At 71.3% G+C, this 19,481-nt stretch carries 16 protein-coding genes; 13 read left to right on the top strand and 3 right to left on the bottom strand.

Going from position 1 to position 19,481, the window contains the following annotated elements; translation table 11 throughout:
- Window positions 1-211: 211 nt before the first annotated feature.
- Complete coding sequence (locus ACIG3E_RS19895) at window positions 212-655, bottom strand: SRPBCC family protein (protein ID WP_138962580.1); 444 nt, start codon at window positions 653-655, stop codon at window positions 212-214.
- Between the two features lie 157 nt (window positions 656-812).
- Here ACIG3E_RS19895 and ACIG3E_RS19900 point away from each other — a divergent pair, with 157 nt between their 5' ends.
- From ACIG3E_RS19900 to ACIG3E_RS19910, 3 genes are all read left to right on the top strand, one after another.
- On the top strand, window positions 813-1,847 hold the full coding sequence (locus ACIG3E_RS19900) for an Rv2578c family radical SAM protein (RefSeq protein WP_399617880.1): 1,035 nt from the start codon (window positions 813-815) through the stop codon (window positions 1,845-1,847).
- 144 nt (window positions 1,848-1,991) lie between these two features.
- Window positions 1,992-3,578 (top strand): alpha/beta hydrolase, encoded by a 1,587-nt coding sequence (locus ACIG3E_RS19905; RefSeq protein WP_399617882.1) that lies wholly within the window; start codon window positions 1,992-1,994, stop codon window positions 3,576-3,578.
- Window positions 3,579-3,698: 120 nt separating this feature from the next.
- Window positions 3,699-4,115 carry a RidA family protein gene (locus ACIG3E_RS19910; RefSeq protein ID WP_399617885.1) on the top strand — a complete coding sequence of 139 codons (417 nt, stop codon included), beginning with the start codon at window positions 3,699-3,701 and terminating at the stop codon, window positions 4,113-4,115.
- 118 nt (window positions 4,116-4,233) lie between these two features.
- Here the strand turns inward: ACIG3E_RS19910 and ACIG3E_RS19915 are convergent, their stop codons facing one another.
- Complete coding sequence (locus ACIG3E_RS19915) at window positions 4,234-4,812, bottom strand: adenylosuccinate lyase (RefSeq protein ID WP_399617888.1); 579 nt, start codon at window positions 4,810-4,812, stop codon at window positions 4,234-4,236.
- 364 nt (window positions 4,813-5,176) lie between these two features.
- Between ACIG3E_RS19915 and ACIG3E_RS19920 the strand changes: the two genes are divergently transcribed.
- The 9 genes from ACIG3E_RS19920 (at window position 5,177) to pssA (ending at window position 16,300) form a co-directional block, all read left to right on the top strand.
- Entirely contained in the window at window positions 5,177-6,991 is a 1,815-nt protein-coding gene (locus ACIG3E_RS19920; RefSeq protein WP_399617891.1) for a 3-hydroxyacyl-CoA dehydrogenase family protein, read from the top strand.
- 136 nt (window positions 6,992-7,127) lie between these two features.
- A complete protein-coding gene (locus tag ACIG3E_RS19925; protein ID WP_242725921.1) occupies window positions 7,128-7,937 on the top strand; it encodes a TetR family transcriptional regulator in 810 nt (269 codons plus the stop codon).
- 499 nt (window positions 7,938-8,436) lie between these two features.
- Complete coding sequence (gene ccrA / locus ACIG3E_RS19930) at window positions 8,437-9,774, top strand: crotonyl-CoA carboxylase/reductase (protein ID WP_399617894.1); 1,338 nt, start codon at window positions 8,437-8,439, stop codon at window positions 9,772-9,774.
- Between the two features lie 46 nt (window positions 9,775-9,820).
- Entirely contained in the window at window positions 9,821-11,872 is a 2,052-nt protein-coding gene (locus tag ACIG3E_RS19935) for a protein meaA (RefSeq protein ID WP_399617897.1), read from the top strand.
- The gene (locus tag ACIG3E_RS19940) at window positions 11,869-12,885 is read left to right on the top strand and encodes an HpcH/HpaI aldolase/citrate lyase family protein (RefSeq protein WP_399617900.1); all 1,017 of its coding nucleotides are present in this window, start codon (window positions 11,869-11,871) and stop codon (window positions 12,883-12,885) included. The genes ACIG3E_RS19935 and ACIG3E_RS19940 overlap by 4 nt, the downstream gene beginning before the upstream one ends.
- A gap of 5 nt (window positions 12,886-12,890) precedes the next feature.
- Window positions 12,891-13,403, top strand: coding sequence for a MaoC family dehydratase (locus tag ACIG3E_RS19945; protein ID WP_399618814.1), 513 nt, complete (start codon window positions 12,891-12,893; stop codon window positions 13,401-13,403).
- Between the two features lie 2 nt (window positions 13,404-13,405).
- Entirely contained in the window at window positions 13,406-14,611 is a 1,206-nt protein-coding gene (locus ACIG3E_RS19950; protein WP_138962570.1) for an acyl-CoA dehydrogenase family protein, read from the top strand.
- 182 nt (window positions 14,612-14,793) lie between these two features.
- Window positions 14,794-15,450, top strand: a complete 657-nt coding sequence (locus ACIG3E_RS19955) for a phosphatidylserine decarboxylase (RefSeq protein ID WP_399617904.1) — start codon at window positions 14,794-14,796, stop codon at window positions 15,448-15,450.
- Window positions 15,437-16,300, top strand: coding sequence for a CDP-diacylglycerol--serine O-phosphatidyltransferase (gene pssA, locus ACIG3E_RS19960; RefSeq protein WP_399617907.1), 864 nt, complete (start codon window positions 15,437-15,439; stop codon window positions 16,298-16,300). Before ACIG3E_RS19955 ends, pssA begins: the two co-directional genes overlap by 14 nt.
- 108 nt (window positions 16,301-16,408) lie before the next feature.
- On the opposite strand, the gene ACIG3E_RS19965 is transcribed toward pssA, so the two are convergent.
- Window positions 16,409-17,530 carry a glycerate kinase gene (locus tag ACIG3E_RS19965; protein ID WP_399618817.1) on the bottom strand — a complete coding sequence of 374 codons (1,122 nt, stop codon included), beginning with the start codon at window positions 17,528-17,530 and terminating at the stop codon, window positions 16,409-16,411.
- Window positions 17,531-17,754: 224 nt separating this feature from the next.
- Here ACIG3E_RS19965 and ACIG3E_RS19970 point away from each other — a divergent pair, with 224 nt between their 5' ends.
- A complete protein-coding gene (locus ACIG3E_RS19970) occupies window positions 17,755-19,473 on the top strand; it encodes a BCCT family transporter (RefSeq protein WP_399617910.1) in 1,719 nt (572 codons plus the stop codon).
- Window positions 19,474-19,481: the final 8 nt, after the last annotated feature.

The following is a 19,481-nucleotide window of genomic DNA, read 5'->3' on the forward strand; positions in this document are numbered from 1 at the left end:
CGACGCGGAGCGCCACCGCCCGGTGGGTAGTTCCGCCGCTACCGCGACGGCCTTTGGGGGGGGGGGGGGGGGGGGGGGCGGCCCCCCCCGCCCCCCCCCCCCCCCCCCCCCCAACTCCCGTGCCGGGTGCGGCGATTTCTCGCCGCCGTTCCTCAACCCCGGCCGCGCGGCGCCGACTGCCCGTCGGCGCCCCGGCCGGTCTCGGCTCCGGCTACTTCTCCACCTCGGCGGCGAGCTTGTCGAGGACGGCGTCGTAGATGCGGGCGAGGCCCTTGGGGGCGAAGGTCTTCTCGAAGAAGCCGCCGATGCCGCCGGCGCCGTTCCACACCGTGGAGACGGCCACGCGCGCCTTGCCCTCGCCCGCGGGGGTCACGCGCCAGGTGGTGACCATGGACGAGTTGCGGTCCTTCTCGACCAGCTCGCCGTCGGTGGGCTCGCTCACCTCGAGGAGGCAGTCGCGGACTCGCTTGCTGGTGGCCTGGAGCTTCCAGTGGACGAGGGTGCCCTCGCCGTCGCCGCCCTCGCGCACCTCGTACTCACTGAAGTGCTCGGACAGGATCTTCGCGCGCGTGCCGCTGTAGTCGGCGAGCGCATCGAAGACGTCCTCCGGCCGCGCCGTGATGATCCGCTCCGTGGTCGCCTCGACCTGCGCCATGGCACTTCCTCCAGTTGGTGTCTCAAAGGTTCGACCGTCACCCAACCACCCCGTGCGGCGGCGCCCCAAATCGGGTCCCCCTCAGGTCGGGGGTGACGTCCGCACGATCAAGGGAACATGTGTTCTATTCTGTGGCCAGTGCTACCGAGGAGGCGTCATGCGCTGGGAGAGCCTGTCCGACGGGCCGCGCCGGGGCACCGCGGACGCCGCGCTGTTCGGCGCGGACGCGGTGACCACCCGGACCTTCGACGCGCCCGAGTTCCGTGGGATCACCTTCCACGAGGTCCGGGCCAGAACGATCGTGAACCGCGTGCCCGGGGCCTCCCGCATGCCCTTCGAGTGGACGGTCAACCCCTACCGGGGCTGCACGCACGCGTGCGTGTACTGCTTCGCGCGCAAGACGCACAGCTATCTGGACCTCGACACCGGGCTCGGCTTCGACAGCCAGATCGTCGTGAAGGTGAACGCACCCGACCTGCTGCGCCGCGAGCTGGCCTCGCCCCGCTGGCACGGCGACCACATCGCGATGGGCACGAACGTCGACTGCTACCAGCGCGCGGAGGGCCGCTACCGTCTGATGCCGGGCATCATCGAGGCCCTGCGCGCGCACGCGAACCCGTTCTCGATCCTCACCAAGGGCACGCTGATCCTGCGCGACCTGGACCTGCTGCGGCAGGCCGCCGCCGTCACCGACGTCGGCATCTCGGTGTCCGTCGGCTTTCTCGACGAAACCCTGTGGCGCACCGTCGAGCCGGGCACGCCCGCGCCCGGGCGCCGCCTGGAGGTCGTGCGCACGCTCACCGAGCACGGCATCGGCTGCGGCGTCCTGATGGCGCCGGTGATCCCCTTCCTCGGTGACCACCCGGACCAGCTGCGCGCCACGGTGCGGGCGGTCGCCGAGGCCGGGGCGACGTCGGTGACCCCGCTCGTGCTGCATCTGCGCCCCGGCGCGCGCGAGTGGTTCATGGAGTGGCTGGGACACCACCACCCGCATCTGGTGCGGCGCTACGAGCGCCTCTACGCGGAGGGCGCCTACGCGCCCAAGTGGTACCAGCGCCGCGTCACCCGCCAGGTGCACGAGCTGGCCGAGGAGTTCGGCATCGGCCCCACGCGCGCGGGCGGCGCACGCCGCATCCGCGTACCCCGGGAGGCCGCGTCCGCACCAGAGGCCACGCAGCTCACGCTGCTCTGACCGAAGGCCGGCGGGCACTCGTTCAGACCGTGCTCCTTTCAGGTCATTTCTTGTCAGAACGACCTCTTCCGGGCAGGGATTCCGGGACCATGCGGCGGGGGTCGTGGGCCGCACGGCCCCGAACCCTCCGTCCCGGGAGGCTCGATGAGAAGAAGCGCCGTCTCGCTGTGCGGTGTCGCCGCCCTGCTGGCCGGTCTCGTCGCGGCGGTGCCCGCCGCCGCGGGCGCCGACTCACGGACCGCGCCGCGCACCCCCCACCCGCCGAAGACCCTCGTGTGGAAGAAGTGCGCGACCCCCGACCACCCGCGCCTGCAGTGCGCGTCCCTGAAGGTGCCGCTCGACCACGACCACCGGCACGGGCAGCAGATCACGCTCGCCCTCTCGCGCGTGCGGCACACCGCCCAGACGTACCAGGGGCCCCTCCTGGTCAACCCAGGCGGCCCCGGCGGCAGCGGCCTGACGATGGCCGGATCCGTCGCCGCGGCCCTGCCGAAGAAGGTGGCCGCGCAGTACGACGTCATCGGCTTCGACCCACGCGGCGTCGGCCGCAGCACCCCGGCCCTCACCTGCCGCCCCGGGCACTCCGCCCCGGTCCGGCCCGACTCGGTGCCTGCGACGCCCGCCCTGGAGAGCGCGAACCTGCGTCGGGTCCAGGCCTTCGCCAAGGCGTGCGCGAAGAAGTACGCGCACGTGCTGCCGTACATCGACACGGTCAGCGCGGCCAAGGACATCGACGCGATCCGGGCGGCCCTCGGCGCCCGGAAGATCTCCTACTTCGCGTACTCGTACGGCACCTACCTGGGCGCCGTCTACGCGCGGCTGTTCCCCCACCACGTGCGCCGCATGGTGCTCGACTCCGTGGTCGACCCGACGGCCGTCTGGTACGAGGCCAACCTCAGCCAGGACTTCGCGTTCGACGCCCGCCACAAGGCGTTCCTCGCCTGGGTGGCCAAGCACCACACGACGTACAAGCTCGGCAAGGACCCGGACAAGGTCGAGGCCAAGTGGTACGCCATGCGCGCCGCCGTCGCCGAGAGGCCCGCGGGCGGGAAGGTCGGCGCCGCCGAGCTGGAGGACACCTATCTGCCGGGCGGCTACTACAACGGCTACTGGCCGCTGCTCGCCGAGGCGTTCGCGGCCTACGCCAACCACCGGCGGACCGGGCCACTCGTGAAGGCGTACGAGAGCCTGGGGGCCGTGGACGCGGCGGGCGACAACGGCTACTCGGTGTACGCGGCCGTGCAGTGCCGGGACGCGGCGTGGCCGCGCGACTGGGACCGGTGGCGCGCGGACAACTGGGCGGTGTACGCGAAGGCGCCCTTCATCACCTGGAACAACGCCTGGTACAACGCGCCGTGCGCGTTCTGGCCGACCCCCAGCCTGCGCCCGACGGACGTCCGCAACTCCGCGCTGCCGCCGGTGCTCCTCTTCCAGGCGACGGACGACGCGGCGACCCCCTACGAGGGCGCGATCACGATGCACCGCAAGCTGCGCGGCTCGCGCCTCGTGGTGGAGTGGGGCGGCGGCAACCACGGCGTCACCCTGAGCGGGAACGCCTGCCTGGACCGGTACTTGGCGAAGTACCTCGACAAGGGCCAGGTGCCGAGCAGCGGCGGCGAGGTCGACGCGGTGTGCAAGGCGCTGCCGGACCCGAAGCCGCGGCGGGCCCCGGCGCGCGGCTCGGCGGCGCGGAGCGCCGAACTGCACGGGCTGCTCGGCTTCCGCAGCTGATCCCGCGCCGGGCGGGCCCGTTGATCCCGCGCCCGGCGGGCCCGTGGCACCGGGCCCGCCGACGGGGTCCGCGCGACCGCGCCGAGGGCGTTGTCAGACCCATGGTCCACCATGGGGATCATGAGCCGACTGACGCACATCCACGCCCCTGACGGAGTCGCACCCGCCACGGCGTACACCCACGTCGTGACGGGCACCGGCCGACTGGTCGCCGTCTCCGGCCAGCTCGCCCTGGACGAGCGGGGCGAGCTGGTGGGCGCGGGCGACCCCGCGGCCCAGGCCATGCGGGTCTTCGAGAACCTGCGCCGCTGTCTGGCGGCCGCGGGCGCGACCTTCGACGACGTGATCAAGCTGACGTACTTCGTCACGGACATGGCCCACATGTCCGCGGTGCGCGCCGCGCGGGACGCGCACCTCGACCCGGCGCGCCTTCCGGCGTCCTCGGCCATGCAGGTCGCGGCGCTGATCTCGCCCGAGTTCCTGATGGAGATAGAAGCCCTGGCGATCGTGCCGGACGAGGCGGCCACGGGCGCGTAGCGCGCCCGCGGACCGGGAGCGCCTCGCCACCGCCCCGCGCCTCCGCGCCCCGGGCCGCCGGAGCCCGCCCGGCCCGCCGGAGTGCGTACGCGCGCCCCCCTCTGGGTGCCCGACCGGCTCACGCCGACACCCGCGCCAGGGCCGCCGACGCGGCCGCCGCGAGGCGCGGGTGGGCGACGGCGGCCGTGAGCACCGGGATCGCCCGGGCGTCCCCCAGCGCGCCCAGACCCTCCACGCAGGCAAGGGCCACCTTGCCGTAGGGGTCGTTGGGGGCGAGGCGGCGGCGCAGCGTGGTGATCAGCGCGGGCGCCGACTCCGGGGCGCGCAGCTCGGTGAGCAGCCGCACGGGGTGCAGGGCGTAGGCCACCCGCAGCTCGTTCGTGGCGAGCGCGGCCGCCGCGCGTGCGGTGCGCGGGTCGCCGAGCCGGGCGAGCGCGTACGCGGCGGCCGCGCAGCGCGGCGGGTCCCGGTGGTTGAGCAGCAGCACGAGCGACTCGAAGGCGCGCTTGTCGCCCGCGAGGCCGAGCCGCACCGCCGCCAACTCCCGCGCCCACAGGGGCTGTCCCGCCGCCTGGAGCATCCCCGCCAGCTCGTCCGGGTCGCTGACGGCCAGCAGTCTCTCGTACGCCTTCTGCGCTCCCGACGCGGCCGCCTCGCGTCGTAAGCGATCCGTCACCGTCCGCAACTCCGCATCCATGCGGTGAGCCTAGTCGCGACCGAGGTCACAGGCACCGGGGGCTGGCGCGCTCGTTACTCACCGGTTAATCTCAAGTGAGCGGGGCACACTCCCCGTAGCAGCTCCACCCAGCAGTTCCACGACTCCTGACGGCCTGGTGACGCAGCCGTCGAGAGTGTTGTCGGTTCGGTACGCACGTACCGCAGGACGACGCGGCTCCGGGACCGGGCCCGTCGGCTCCCCTTCTCGCGCAACTGACGCGCGCCGTACACCCCTTCACGCCGCTCGCGTGGCTGTCACGCGCGCGCCGTCGTGTCCGACGCGCCCCTCCGCGCGCCCCGCGCGTGCGCCCTCTCAGTCGTCACTCACTCCCTGGAGTCCCCGCATGGACGCTCCCTCCGCCCGTACGTCCAGCACGTCCGGCGCGCCGCTGCACACCGTCGCCGTCGTCGGCCTCGGCACGATGGGCGCGGGCATCGCCGAAGTCCTCGCCGTCGCGGGCCGCGAGGTCATCGGCATCGACATCAGCGAGCAGGCCGCCGCGCACGCCGTCGCCGCCCTGGAGGCCTCGACGGCGCGCGCCGTGCGCCGCGAGCGGCTCACCGAGGGCGAGCGCGCGGACGCCGTCGCCCGCTTCCGCACCTTCACCGATCTCCAGGCCGCCGCCGACGCGGACCTGGTGATCGAGGTCGCGCCGGAGTCGTACGAGGTCAAGCAGCAGATCTTCCGCGCGCTCGACGGCATCGTGCGCCCGGACGCGATCCTCGCCACCGGCACCAACGCCCTGTCCGTGACGCGGCTCGCGGCCGAGTCGGCCCGCCCCGAGCGGGTGTTGGGCCTGCACTTCTTCAACCCGGCGCCCGCGATGAAGCTCGTCGAGGTCGTCTCGTCCGTCCTGACCGCCCCCGCGGCCGTCGCCGCCGTCACCGAACTCGCCGCCGCGCTCGGCAAGGAGCCCGTCGCCGTCGGCGACCGCCCCGGATTCGTCGCCGACGGACTGCTCTTCGGCTACCTCAACCAGGCCGCGGCGATGTACGAGGCGAAGTACGCGAGCCGCGAGGACATCGACGCGGCGATGCGGCTCGGCTGCGGCCTGCCGATGGGGCCGCTCGCGCTGCTCGACCTGATCGGCGTCGACACCGCCCGGACCGTCCTGGACGCCATGTACGCCGAGTCGCGCGACCGGCTGCACGCGCCCGCGCCGATCCTCAAGCAGCTCAGCGAGGCGGGCCTGACGGGGCGCAAGGCGGGCCGCGGCTTCTATACGTACGCCGAGCCGGACAGCGGCGAGGTGGTGCGGGACGCGCTGACGCCCGTCGAGGGGGCGCGGCAGATGCGGGGGCGCGAGGTGCGCTCCGTCGGCGTGGCCGGTTCCGGGACGATGGCGTCCGGCATCGCGGAGGTCTTCGCGAAGGCCGGGTACGACGTGGTGCTCGCCGCCCGCACCGAGGAGAAGGCGGCCGCGGCCAAGACCCGTGTCGCTAAGTCGCTTTCGCGCTCCGTCGACAAGGGCCGCATGACCGCCGAGTCGGCCGCGAAGACGCTGGACCGGATCACGCCGAGCGGCTCGTACGAGGCGTTCGCGGACGTCGATCTGGCCCTGGAGGCCGTCGCGGAGGACCTGGAGGTCAAGCGGCAGCTGTTCGCGACGCTCGACAAGATCTGCAAGCCGGGCGCCGTCCTCGCCACCACCACGTCCTCGCTGCCGGTCGTGGCCTGCGCCCGCGCCACCTCGCGCCCCGGTGACGTGATCGGTCTGCACTTCTTCAACCCGGCGCCCGCGATGAAGCTCGTCGAGGTCGTGCGGACGGTGCTCACCACCGACGAGGTGCACGCGACAGCCAGGGAGCTGTGCGCGACGATCAAGAAGCATCCGGTGGACTGCGGGGACCGGGCCGGGTTCATCGTGAACGCCCTGCTGTTCCCGTACCTCAACAACGCGATCAAGATGGTCCAGGAGCACTACGCGTCCCTTGACGACATTGATGCCGCGATGAAGCTGGGCGGCGGCTACCCCATGGGCCCCTTCGAGCTCCTGGACGTCGTCGGCCTGGACGTGTCGTTGGCCATCGAGAAGGTCCTGCACCGCGAGTTCCGCGAGCCGGGCCTCGCGCCCGCGCCGCTCCTGGAGCATCTGGTGGCCGCGGGCTGCCTCGGCCGCAAGACGGGCCGTGGCTTCCGCGAATATGCCCGGCGCTGACCCGGCCCACGAAGGACCGTCCGGCGCGCACGGTGTCGTGCGCGCCGGGCGGGCGGACTGGGGAGGGCTGCTCGAACCCTCGGGCGGTCCGCTCCCACGGGCGCACTCAGCTGCGCACATGCAGTACGTTCGGGTCATGCCCAAGGCCGCCAAGTCCTCACGTACGCCCGCTACGCCCGACGCTCCGGAGAGCGCCGCGGGCAGCCGTGCCGCCGCGCAGCGGCTCAAGATGCGCCGCGAGCTCGCGGCCGCGGCCATGGAGCTGTTCGCGACCAAGGGGTACGAGGCCACGACGGTCGACGAGATCGCGGCCGCGGCCGGGGTGGCCCGGCGGACCTTCTTCCGCCACTTCCGCTCCAAGGAAGAGGCGATCTTCCCCGACCACGACGACACGTTGATCCGTGCGGAGGCCGTGCTCAACGCGGCGCCCGCGCACGAGCATCCGCTCGACACCGTGTGCCGCGGCATCAAGGAAGTCATGAAGATGTACGCGGCCTCGCCCGCCGTCTCCGTGGAGCGCTACCGCCTCACGCGCGAGGTCCCGACGCTGCGGGAGCGCGAGATCGCCTCCGTGGCGCGCTACGAGCGGCTGTTCACGCGCTATCTCCTGGGCCACTTCGACGAGCACGCCCACCACGACGGCAACGACGACCCGCTGCTCGCGGAGGTCGCGGCGTCCGCCGTCGTCACGGCCCACAACCACGTGCTGCGGCGGTGGCTGCGGGCCGGGGGCCAGGGGGACGTGGAGGGCCAGCTCGACCACGCCTTCGGCATCGTGCGGCGGACCTTCGGGACGGGCATCGGAGCCGGGCGCGACGCGGCCCCCTCGGGGGCGCCCGCGACCGTATCGGACCGGGGTGAGGTCCTGGTGACCGTGGCCCGCACGGACGCGCCCCTGGACGAGATCATGCGCACCATCGAGAAGGCCCTGCGCACGCGCCCCTGACCCGCCCCGCACTCCCACTCCGCCCGCCCGCTCCCCCTCAGGAGCGGGCGGGCTTCTTTCTGCCTGCCCGGCGCACCCCCTCTGACCTGCAATGATCGATCATCGCTCAGATGAACCGGGTCAATGACAACTGAGTGAAATTGTTGGCACTGAGTGTCTTGCCGACTGGCACGCGGTGTCATACGTTGATGTTGTCCGGGCGGCCGGCGCACGGACACCACCCGTACGCCGGCTGTCCCCGCAAGCCTCGGCGAGCGCGCCCGGACGCCTGCGTCACAGGCACCCTGCGCCCCACCACGGCGCCGCCGCAGCACCACCTCCGCCGAACCGACGGCACCACCGCTTCGCACCTCCCGTCACCCCACGGGTCCGAGGCCCCCTCGTACCCGTCGAGCACCGAGCACGCCCCCCACGAAGCACCCGGGCACCACGCCACGCACCACCCCGACGTACCCCTCAGAGCACCCCCCCACGGGGTGCCCTTCGCCGGAGGCAACCCATGCAGGAAATCCTGGACGCGATCCAATCGCCGGACACGTCGGCCGCCGACTTCGCCGCGCTGCCACTGCCCGAGTCGTACCGCGCCGTGACCGTGCACAAGGACGAGACCGAGCTCTTCGCGGGGCTCGCCACGCGCGACAAGGACCCGCGCAAGTCGCTGCACCTGGACGAGGTGCCGGTGCCCGAACTCGGCCCGGGCGAGGCCCTGGTGGCGGTGATGGCGTCGAGCGTGAACTACAACTCCGTGTGGACGTCGATCTTCGAGCCCCTGTCGACGTTCGGCTTCCTGGAGCGGTACGGCAAGCTCAGCGACCTGACGAAGCGTCACGACCTGCCGTACCACATCATCGGCTCCGACCTGGCGGGCGTCGTGCTGCGCACCGGGCCCGGCGTCAACGCCTGGCACCCCGGCGACGAGGTCGTCGCGCACTGCCTGTCCGTGGAGCTGGAGTCCAGCGACGGGCACAACGACACGATGCTCGACCCCGAGCAGCGCATCTGGGGCTTCGAGACCAACTTCGGCGGGCTCGCCGAGATCGCCCTGGTGAAGTCCAACCAGCTCATGCCGAAGCCGGACCACCTGAGCTGGGAGGAGGCCGCCGCCCCCGGCCTGGTGAACTCCACCGCGTACCGGCAGCTCGTCTCGCGCAACGGCGCGGGCATGAAGCAGGGCGACAACGTGCTGATCTGGGGCGCGAGCGGCGGACTCGGGTCGTACGCCACACAGTTCGCGCTCGCGGGCGGCGCCAACCCCATCTGCGTGGTGAGCAGCCCGCAGAAGGCCGACATCTGCCGCTCCATGGGCGCCGAGGCGATCATCGACCGCAGCGCCGAGGGCTACAAGTTCTGGAAGGACGAGCGCACCCAGGACCCCAAGGAGTGGAAGCGCTTCGGCAAGCGCATCCGCGAGTTCACCGGCGGCGAGGACATCGACATCGTCTTCGAGCACCCCGGCCGGGAGACCTTCGGCGCCAGCGTCTTCGTCACCCGCAAGGGCGGCACCATCACCACCTGCGCCTCCACCTCGGGCTACATGCACGAGTACGACAACCGCTACCTGTGGATGTCCCTCAAGCGCATCATCGGCTCGCACTTCGCCAACTACCGCGAGGCGTGGGAGGCCAACCGGCTCATCGCCAAGGGCAAGATCCACCCGACGCTCTCGAAGGTGTACCCCCTGGAGGAGACCGGGCAGGCCGCCTATGACGTGCACCGCAACCTGCACCAGGGCAAGGTCGGCGTCCTCGCGCTCGCGCCCGCCGAGGGCCTCGGCGTGCGCGACCCCGAGAAGCGCGCCCAGCACATCGACGCCATCAACCGCTTCCGGAACGTCTGAGGACGCCGAGGTCATTGAGAACACCGAGGACACCGAGGTTACGCACATGACGGAACGCCAGAAGGACCGGCCGTGGCTCATGCGGACGTACGCCGGGCACTCCACGGCAGAGGCGTCGAACGAGCTCTACCGGCGCAACCTGGCCAAGGGCCAGACGGGCCTCTCGGTCGCGTTCGACCTGCCGACGCAGACCGGCTACGACCCGGACCACGTCCTCGCGCGCGGGGAGGTGGGCCGGGTCGGCGTCCCCGTGGCGCACCTCGGGGACATGCGGCGGCTGTTCCAGGACATCCCCCTGGAGCAGATGAACACCTCCATGACGATCAACGCGACCGCCATGTGGCTGCTCGCGCTCTACCAGGTCGTCGCGGAGGAGCAGGGCGTCGACATCACCACGCTCCAGGGGACGACGCAGAACGACATCGTCAAGGAGTACCTGTCGCGCGGCACCCACGTGTTCCCGCCGGGGCCGAGCCTGCGGCTGACCACCGACATGATCACGTACACGGTGGCGCACATCCCCAAGTGGAACCCGATCAACATCTGCAGCTATCACCTGCAGGAGGCCGGGGCCACGCCGGTCCAGGAGGTCGCGTACGCGATGAGCACGGCCATCGCCGTGCTCGACGCGGTGCGCGCCTCCGGGCAGGTGCCGGAGGAGAAGTTCGGTGACGTCGTCGCGCGCATCTCGTTCTTCGTGAACGCGGGCGTGCGGTTCATCGAGGAGATGTGCAAGATGCGCGCGTTCGGCCGCATCTGGGACCAGGTCACGCGCGAGCGCTACGGCATCACCAACCCCAAGCAGCGGCGCTTCCGCTACGGCGTGCAGGTCAACTCGCTCGGCCTGACCGAGGCCCAGCCGGAGAACAACGTCCAGCGCATCGTCCTGGAGATGCTCGCCGTCACGCTCTCCAAGGACGCACGCGCGCGTGCCGTACAGCTCCCGGCCTGGAACGAGGCGCTCGGCCTGCCCCGGCCCTGGGACCAGCAGTGGTCGCTGCGCATCCAGCAGGTCCTCGCGCACGAGTCGGACCTCCTGGAGTACGAGGACATCTTCGCGGGCTCGCACGTCGTCGAGGGCAAGGTCGACGCGCTCGTCGAGGCGTCCCTGGCGGAGATGGACCGCATCGAGCAGATGGGCGGCGCGATGGCCGCCGTCGAGTCCGGCTATCTGAAGTCGCAGCTGGTGTCCTCGCACGCGGAGCGGCGCGCGCGGATCGAGGCGGGCGACGAGAAGATCGTGGGCGTGAACGTCTTCGAGGCGACGGAGCCGAGCCCGCTCACGGCCGACCTGGACACGGCGATCATGACGGTCGACCCGGCGGTCGAGGCGCGCGTCGTGGCCGCGGTGCGGGACTGGCGCACCACGCGGCAGGAGTCCTCCGACCGGCAGGGCGGCGGCGACCCGTTCCACTTCCCGACCGTCCAGCAGACCATCGACCGGCTCAAGGAGGTCGCGCAGGGCACCGGCAACCTCATGGAGGCCACCCTGGAGTGCGCCCGCGCCGGGGTCACGACCGGCGAGTGGGCGGGGGCCCTGCGGGAGGTCTTCGGCGAGTTCCGGGCGCCCACGGGCGTCTCCGGGGCGCCGCTCGCGGTCACCGCCGAGGCGGGCACGCCGCTCGCCCTGGTCCGCGAGAAGGTCGAGAAGACGGCCGCGGACATGGGCACCGGCAAGCTCCGCTTCCTGGTGGGCAAGCCCGGCCTCGACGGGCACTCCAACGGCGCCGAGCAGATCGCGGTCCGGGCCCGCGACGCCGGGTTCGAGGTCGTCTACCAGGGCATCCGGCTCACCCCCGAGCAGATCGTCGACGCGGCGCTCGCGGAGGACGTGCACGCGGTGGGCCTGTCGATCCTCTCCGGCTCGCACGCGCAGCTCGTGCCGGACGTCCTGACCAGGCTGCGCGCCGCCGGGGCCAACGACATCCCCGTCATCGCCGGCGGCATCATTCCCAGCAGCGACGCCGAGGACCTGAGGGCGGCGGGTGTGGCCGCCGTCTTCACCCCCAAGGACTTCGGCATCACGGAGATCATCGGCCGTATCGTCGACGAGATCCGCACAGCGAACCACCTCGACCCGTTGGAGGTCCCCGCATGACCCGCCCGTCGCCCGCCACCACCCCTCTAACGAGCGGCTCCGCCGCGCACCTTCCTGACATCAACCGCCTTCGTCCCCGCCGCTCCTGTCTGGCGGTGCCCGGGAGCAACCCCCGCTTCCTGGAGAAGGCCCAGGGCCTCCCCGCCGACCAGGTCTTCCTCGACCTGGAGGACGCCTGCGCGCCGCTCGCCAAGCCGGAGGCACGGCACACGATCGTCAAGTTCCTCAACGAGGGCGACTGGACGGGCAAGACGCGTGTGGTGCGCGTCAACGACTGGACCACGGAGTGGACGTACCGCGACGTCGTGACCGTCGTCGAGGGCGCGGGCCAGAACCTCGACTGCATCATGCTGCCCAAGGTCCAGGACGCCCAGCAGGTCGTGGCCCTGGACCTGCTGCTCACGCAGATCGAGAAGACGATGGGCTTCGAGGTCGGGCGCATCGGCATTGAGGCACAGATCGAGAACGCGAAGGGTCTGGTCAATGTTGACGAGATCGCGGGCGCCTCGTCACGACTTGAGACGATCATCTTCGGCCCTGCCGACTTCATGGCGTCGATCAACATGAAGTCGCTCGTCGTGGGCATGCAGCCGCCCGGCTACCCGGCGGACGCGTACCACTACATCCTGATGCGCATCCTGATGGCCGCCCGCACCCACGACCTCCAGGCGATCGACGGCCCCTTCCTCCAGATCAAGAACATCGACGGCTACCGCGAGGTCGCCCAGCGCGCCGCGGCCCTCGGCTTCGACGGCAAGTGGGTCCTGCACCCCGGCCAGGTGGAGGCCGCGAACGAGGTGTTCTCGCCGTCCCAGGAGGACTACGACCACGCCGAGCTGATCCTCGACGCGTACGCGTACTACACCTCCGAGGCGGGCGGCAAGAAGGGCTCGGCGATGCTCGGCGACGAGATGATCGACGAGGCGAGCCGGAAGATGGCGCTCGTCATCTCCGGGAAGGGCCGTGCGGCGGGCATGCGGCGCACGTCGGCGTTCGAAGCTCCGGAGGCGTGAGGGACATGCAGTTCGGCCGTACCTACGAAGAGTTCGAAGTCGGCGCCGTCTACAAGCACTGGCCCGGCAAGACGGTCACCGAGTACGACGACCACCTGTTCTGCCTGCTCACCATGAACCACCACCCGCTGCACATGGACAGCAACTACGCGGAGAAGACGACGGACTTCGGGAAGAACGTCGTCGTGGGCAACTACGTGTACTCGCTGCTGCTCGGCATGTCCGTGCCGGACGTGTCGGGCAAGGCGATCGCGAACCTGGAGGTCGAGTCGCTCAAGCACGTGGCGCCGACCTTCCACGGCGACACGATCTACGGCGAGACCACGGTCCTCGACAAGACGCCGTCGAAGTCGAAGTCGGACCGCGGCGTCGTCCACGTGGAGACGAGGGGCTACAAGCAGGACGGCACCCTGGTGTGCGTGTTCCGCCGCAAGGTGATGGTGCCCACCGAGACGTACATCAAGGAGCGCGGCGGCGAGCAGCCCGGCCGCCCGGAGCCGAAGAGCCAGGAGAAGTAGCCATGTCCCGACTCGCCCAGACCGCGGGCCTCACGGATGTCCAGCGGGAAATCCTGTCCACCGTCCGTGACTTCGTCGACAAAGAGATCATCCCGGTCGCGACGGACCTAGAGCACCGCGACGAGTATCCGCAGCGGATCGTGGACGGGCTCAAGGAGTTGGGCCTGTTCGGCCTGATGATTCCCGAGGAGTACGGCGGCCTGGGCGAGTCGCTCCTGACGTACGCCCTGTGCGTGGAGGAGATAGCGCGCGGCTGGATGTCGGTGTCCGGCATCATCAACACCCACTTCATCGTGGCGTACATGCTCAAGCAGCACGGCACGCGGGAGCAGAAGGAGTACTTCCTGCCGCGGATGGCGCTCGGCGAGGTCCGCGGGGCGTTCTCGATGTCGGAGCCGGCGCTCGGCTCGGACGTGTCGGCGATCACGTCGAAGGCGGTCAAGGACGGCGACGAGTACGTCCTGAACGGTCAGAAGATGTGGTTGACGAACGGCGGTACGTCAACGCTCGTGGCCGTGCTCGTCAGAAGTGACGAAGGCCACCCCGAGGGGACGGCGCCGCACAAGTCGATGACGACCTTCCTGGTGGAGAAGGAGCCGGGCTTCGGCGAGGTGCGCCCCGGCCTGACGATCCCGGGCAAGATCGACAAGATGGGCTACAAGGGCGTCGATACCACCGAGCTGGTCATGGATGACCTGCGCATTCCAGCCAATCGCGTGCTCGGCGGGACCACCGGCCGGGGGTTTTACCAAATGATGGACGGCGTCGAAGTCGGCCGCGTGAACGTAGCGGCGCGTGGTTGCGGTGTCGCTCAGCGTGCCTTCGAGCTCGGCGTCTCCTATGCCCAGCAACGGCACACTTTCGGCAAGCCGATCGCGCAGCACCAGGCAATTCAGTTCAAGCTCGCGGAGATGGCTACCAAGGTCGAGGCCGCCCATGCGATGATGGTAAACGCAGCACGCAAAAAGGACTCCGGGGAGCGAAACGACCTCGAAGCAGGGATGGCGAAGTATCTGGCGTCCGAATACTGCAAGGAAGTCGTGGAGGACGCGTTCCGGATCCACGGTGGTTACGGCTTCTCGAAGGAGTACGAGATCGAGCGCCTGTACCGAGAGGCGCCCATGCTGCTGATCGGTGAAGGAACCGCCGAGATCCAGAAAATGATCATTGGCCGACGACTCCTCGAAGAGTATCGACTTCAGGGCTGAATGCCCGGTTTGGGACGGTTTCTTCGAGATCTAATCGAGAAGAAGATCACACCCAGTCAGCACGCGCGGGCGGCCGACTCGGCTTCCTGGCTTGCCCAGTTGTGGCTCGCAACCGATACGATCCCGGGAAAGCCGCCGTCCCCCCGTATGCAGTGCGGCATCATCCGCTACGAAGGTCATCCATGCCCCACAGCCAAACCTCTGCACCTCGCGACAGCCTGGCTGGTGTACGCCTCGCGCGCGGAGCATCGCCGTGGCTCCTGCCGACCGTCGCCACCGCGGCCCTCAGCCTGGCCCGGGCGCGCCGGTCCAAGGGCGCCGCGGCCCTCGCCGTACCGACCACCGCGCTCGCCGCGGGCATGCTGTGGTTCTTCCGCGACCCCGAGCGCGAGATCACCCAGGGCAGGGTGATCTCCCCGGCCGACGGCGTCGTGCAGAGCATCATGCCGTGGAAGGACGGGCGCACCCGCGTCGCGATCTTCATGAGCCCGCTCAACGTGCACGTCAACCGCGCGCCCCTGGCGGGCACGGTGACGTCCGTCGAGCACATCCCCGGCGGTTTCGTCCCGGCGTTCAACAAGGAGAGCGAGAACAACGAGCGCGTTGTCTGGCACTTCGACACCGAGCTCGGCGACATCGAGATGATCCAGATCGCGGGCGCGGTGGCCCGGCGCATCGTGCCGTACGTGCCGCAGGGCACGAAGGTGGAGCAGGGCGAGCGGATCGGGCTGATCCGCTTCGGCTCGCGCGTCGACATCTATCTGCCCGAGGGCGTCGAGGTGGATGTCGAGGTCGGTCAGAAGACCGTGGCTGGGGTGACTCGCATTGACCGTGACTGATCCCGAGGCGCAGACGGGCAGCTGGGTGCCCGAGGCCGTCGACGCGGTGGACGACGCCGACGAGGACATGCCGCTGTCGCTGCGCCTGTCAATAGCGGACACCCTCACGCTCGGCAACGCCACGTGCGGATTCATGGCGGTCTACTTCACGACCACCGGCATCCTCATCCCGCACCTCACGGGCAGTGACGAGTCGGGCATGGCCCGGCACAGCGCGGCCACGGCCGTGATCCTGATGCTCTGCGCGGCGGTCTTCGACCTGTTCGACGGCCTCGTCGCGCGCAAGCTGCGGTCCTCGCCGATGGGCGCGGAGCTGGACAACCTCTCGGACCTGATCAGCTTCGGGCTCGCGCCCGCGTACTTCGTGCTCGTGTACGGGATGGTCGCCGACGACGCGCACCAGCGGGTCGCGGCGGTGGGCGCGATCGTGGTGCTCTTGGCGGTGGTGCTGCGGCTTGCGAGATTCTCGTGCGTGACGCTCCGTGACGGGGTGTTCCAGGGGATGCCCTCGCCCTTCGGGGCGCTGACGGTCGTCTCGATCGTGCTCCTGGAGCTGCCCTTCGTGGCCACGCTCCTCGCGATCATCGGTACGGCGTGGCTGATGGTCAGCCGCGTCGAGTACCCGAAGCCGCGCGGTCCCCTCGCGGTGGCCATGCTGGCGTGGATCGTCTCCGCGATGGGGCTGCTCGCGGCGTGGGCCTTCGACGCGCCGGGCGGGCAGCTGCTGCTGCAGACGGGCTGCGCGCTCCAGCTGGTGCTCGGGGCCGTGATCCCGCTCTTCGCCACGGCCCGCCGGGTGAACAACTTCCGGGACAACCGGCGTGAGGCGCGGGCGGCACAGCTGCCGTAGCCTCCCTCGACCGACCCGAGCCGGGTGGGCCTGAACCTCGTGGTTCGGGCCCATCCGGCTTTTCGCTGCCCGCACACGCCCGGGCCGGGGCGCCGGGCGCCGGGGCAGTCAGCGCAGATAGTCCCGGGCGATGCCCTCCGCCAGGCGCTCCAGGAGCGGGCCCGCCTCGGCCACGCAGCGGGCGACGTCCGGCTCGATGTCCGTCAGGGCGTACGCACGGCGGATGCCCGCCGTGCCGAGGGAGGTCGGCGGCAGGGCCAGGCGCCCGCAGACGGCGATGACCTCGACCCCGGCCGCGCGGGCCGCGGCCGCGACCCCGGCGGGCGCCTTGCCGTGCAGGGTCTGCTCGTCGAGGGAGCCCTCGCCGGTGATGACGAGCTGCGCCCCGGCCAGGGCGGGCGCGAAGCCCAGGACGTCCAGCATGACCTCGATGCCGGGCCGGAAGGACGCGCCGAGCCCCACGAGGGCGCCGAAGCCGATGCCGCCCGCGGCCCCCGCGCCGGGCGCCTCGGCGTACTCCAGGGCCCGCGGCCCCACGGACCGGCCGAGCACCCGCGCGAAGTGCGCGAGCGCGGTGTCGAGCGCCGCCACGTCCTCCGGCGACGCCCCCTTCTGCGGGCCGTACACCGCGGGGGCGCCCTTGGGGCCCGTCAGGGGGTTGTCGACGTCGCTGGCGAGGACGATCTCAGTGTCCTTCAGGCGCGGGTCGAGCCCGGACAGATCAGCGGTCTCCAGGTCGCGCAGCGGCCCGCCGCCCGGGGCGACCGGCTGCCCGGCCGCGTCCAGGAACCGGCCGCCGAGCGCGGCCAGCATGCCCGCGCCGCCGTCCGTGGTGGCGCTGCCGCCGACCCCGAAGACGATGCTGCGCGCGCCCGCGTCCAGGGCGGCGCGGATCAGCTCGCCCGTGCCGTACGTCGACGCGGTGAGCGGTGCGAAGACGCCCTCGGGCAGGCGCTGCAGGCCCGACGCCTCGGCCATCTCCACGACCGCCGTGCCGTCGCGCAGCGCGTACGCCGCGGTGACCTCGTCGCCGAGCGGCCCGGTGACCCGCGCCTGACGGCGCTCGAACCCGGCCGCGACGGCCGCGTCGACCGTGCCGTCGCCGCCGTCCGCCACGGGCAGGGCGCGCACCGACAGGTCCGGCACGACGCGGCGCAGGCCCGCCGTCACGCGCTGCGCGACCTCGACGGCCGTGAGCGACCCCTTGAACTTGTCCGCGGCGATCAGCACGTGTCCGCGGCCGTGTCCGCTCCGCGTCTCACGGCCCCCGTCGTGAGCTGTCGTCCCTGCGTCCGCCACCTTGCGTTCCCCTTGCTTCCGGCCTTGCTCGCGGCAAGGCAGTCGCGCCGCTGCGACCATAACCGCAGGAAGGGCCCCCTGCCCATGGTCAGCTGGGCGCAAGGACGGCGCGTCAGCCGGAAAAAGCGGCGCGTACCGCTCCATAGTGGGGCGTCATGAGCACGGAAGTGATCGATCAGCCGCTCCCCGACGGAACCCCCGGCGGCCCGCCGGACCCGCCCCCTGCGCCCGGTTCCGCCCCCGACGGCTCCCCCGACTTCACCGTCGTCGGCATCGGCGCCCTCGTCGTCCTCGGCGTCGTCGCCTGGGCGGCCATCGGCAAGACGTCCTTCGAGAACACGACCGGCTCCGCCCTGTCCTGGGTCCTGGACAACTTCGCCTGGCTCTTCGTGATCGCGGCCGATGTCTTCCTGGTCCTGTGCGTGCTGCTCGCCTTCGGCCGCTTCGGCCGGATCCGGCTCGGCGCCGACGACTCCGAGCCGGAGTTCACGAGCCTCGCCTGGATCGCGATGATGTTCAGCGCGGGCATGGGCATCGGCCTGATGTTCTACGGCGTCGGGGAGCCGCTCACGCACTACCTCGACCCGCCGCCCGCCTCCGGCGTCGAGGCGCGCACCGGGGGCGCCGCCCGCGTCGCGTTCGAGTACTCCTTCTTCCACTGGACCCTGACGCCGTGGGCGATCTACGGCATCGCGGGCCTCGCGCTCGCGTACGCGGGCTTCCGCAAGGGGCGCGGGAACCGGCTCAGTTCGGTCTTCGTACCGCTGATCGGCGAGGCGCGGGCGACGGGCTGGCCCGGCCGGATCATCGATCTGCTCGCCGTCTTCGCGACCGTCTTCGGCACCGCCACGAGCCTCGGCGTGGGCGCGCTCCAGGTCTCCACGGGGCTGCATCTGACCGCGGGCGCCGAGGACAGCACCACCCTCCAACTGATCATCATCGTCTCGCTCGGCGCGGCCTTCGTGCTCTCCGCCTTCTCCGGGGTGCACCGCGGCGTGAAGTGGCTCAGCACGCTCAACCTCGGGCTCGCCGCCCTCCTGATGCTGTTCGTCTTCGTGCTCGGCCCGACGGTGTTCATCCTGGACGCGATCCCGGCGAGCGTCGGCGGCTTCCTGCACCAGCTCCTGCCGATGGCCACGCGCACCGGCGCCTTCACCGACAGCTCCTGGCTCGGCGCGTGGACGATCTTCTACTGGGCGTGGTGGCTGTCCTGGGCGCCGTTCGTCGGCACGTTCATCGCGCGCATCTCCCGCGGCCGGACGATCCGGGAGTTCCTGGTCGGGGTGCTGCTCGTGCCGAGCGGGGCGACCGTCGTGTGGTTCTGCGTGATGGGCGGCACCGGCATCCGGCTCGACACGACCGGGGCGGTGGACATGGCGGCCAAGGCCAAGGAGGGCGCCGAGGCGTCCCTGTTCGCCATGCTGGACGGCCTTCCGCTGACCACGGTCACCTCGTGGGTGGCGATGGTCCTCGTCATGACGTACTTCATCACCAGCGCCGACTCCGCCTCGCTCGTGATGGGCTCGCTCAGCAGCCGCGGCTCGCTGCACCCGCCCACCTGGCTCGTCGTCACCTGGGGCGCGCTGATGTCGGCGGTGGCCGCCGTGCTGCTCGTCGCGGGCGGCCTCAAGTCCCTGCAGAGCGCGACCATCCTGGTGGCCCTGCCGTTCGTCGTGGTCATGCTGGCGCTGTGCTGGGCGCTCCTGAAGGAACTCAGGGCGGACCCGGGGGCGGGACCCGCGCGGCACACGGCCCTGCACGGCCTGCGGGACGCGGTGCGGGCCATGGTCGGCGACGCCCTGACCTCGCAGTCGACCGACCGCCACCCCAGGCTCCGCCGGATCGCCAAGTCCCGGGGCAGGTCGGACGAGTGAGGCCACCG

The sequence above is a fragment of the Streptomyces sp. NPDC053474 genome (assembly GCF_044544845.1).
Classification (GTDB): domain Bacteria; phylum Actinomycetota; class Actinomycetes; order Streptomycetales; family Streptomycetaceae; genus Streptomyces.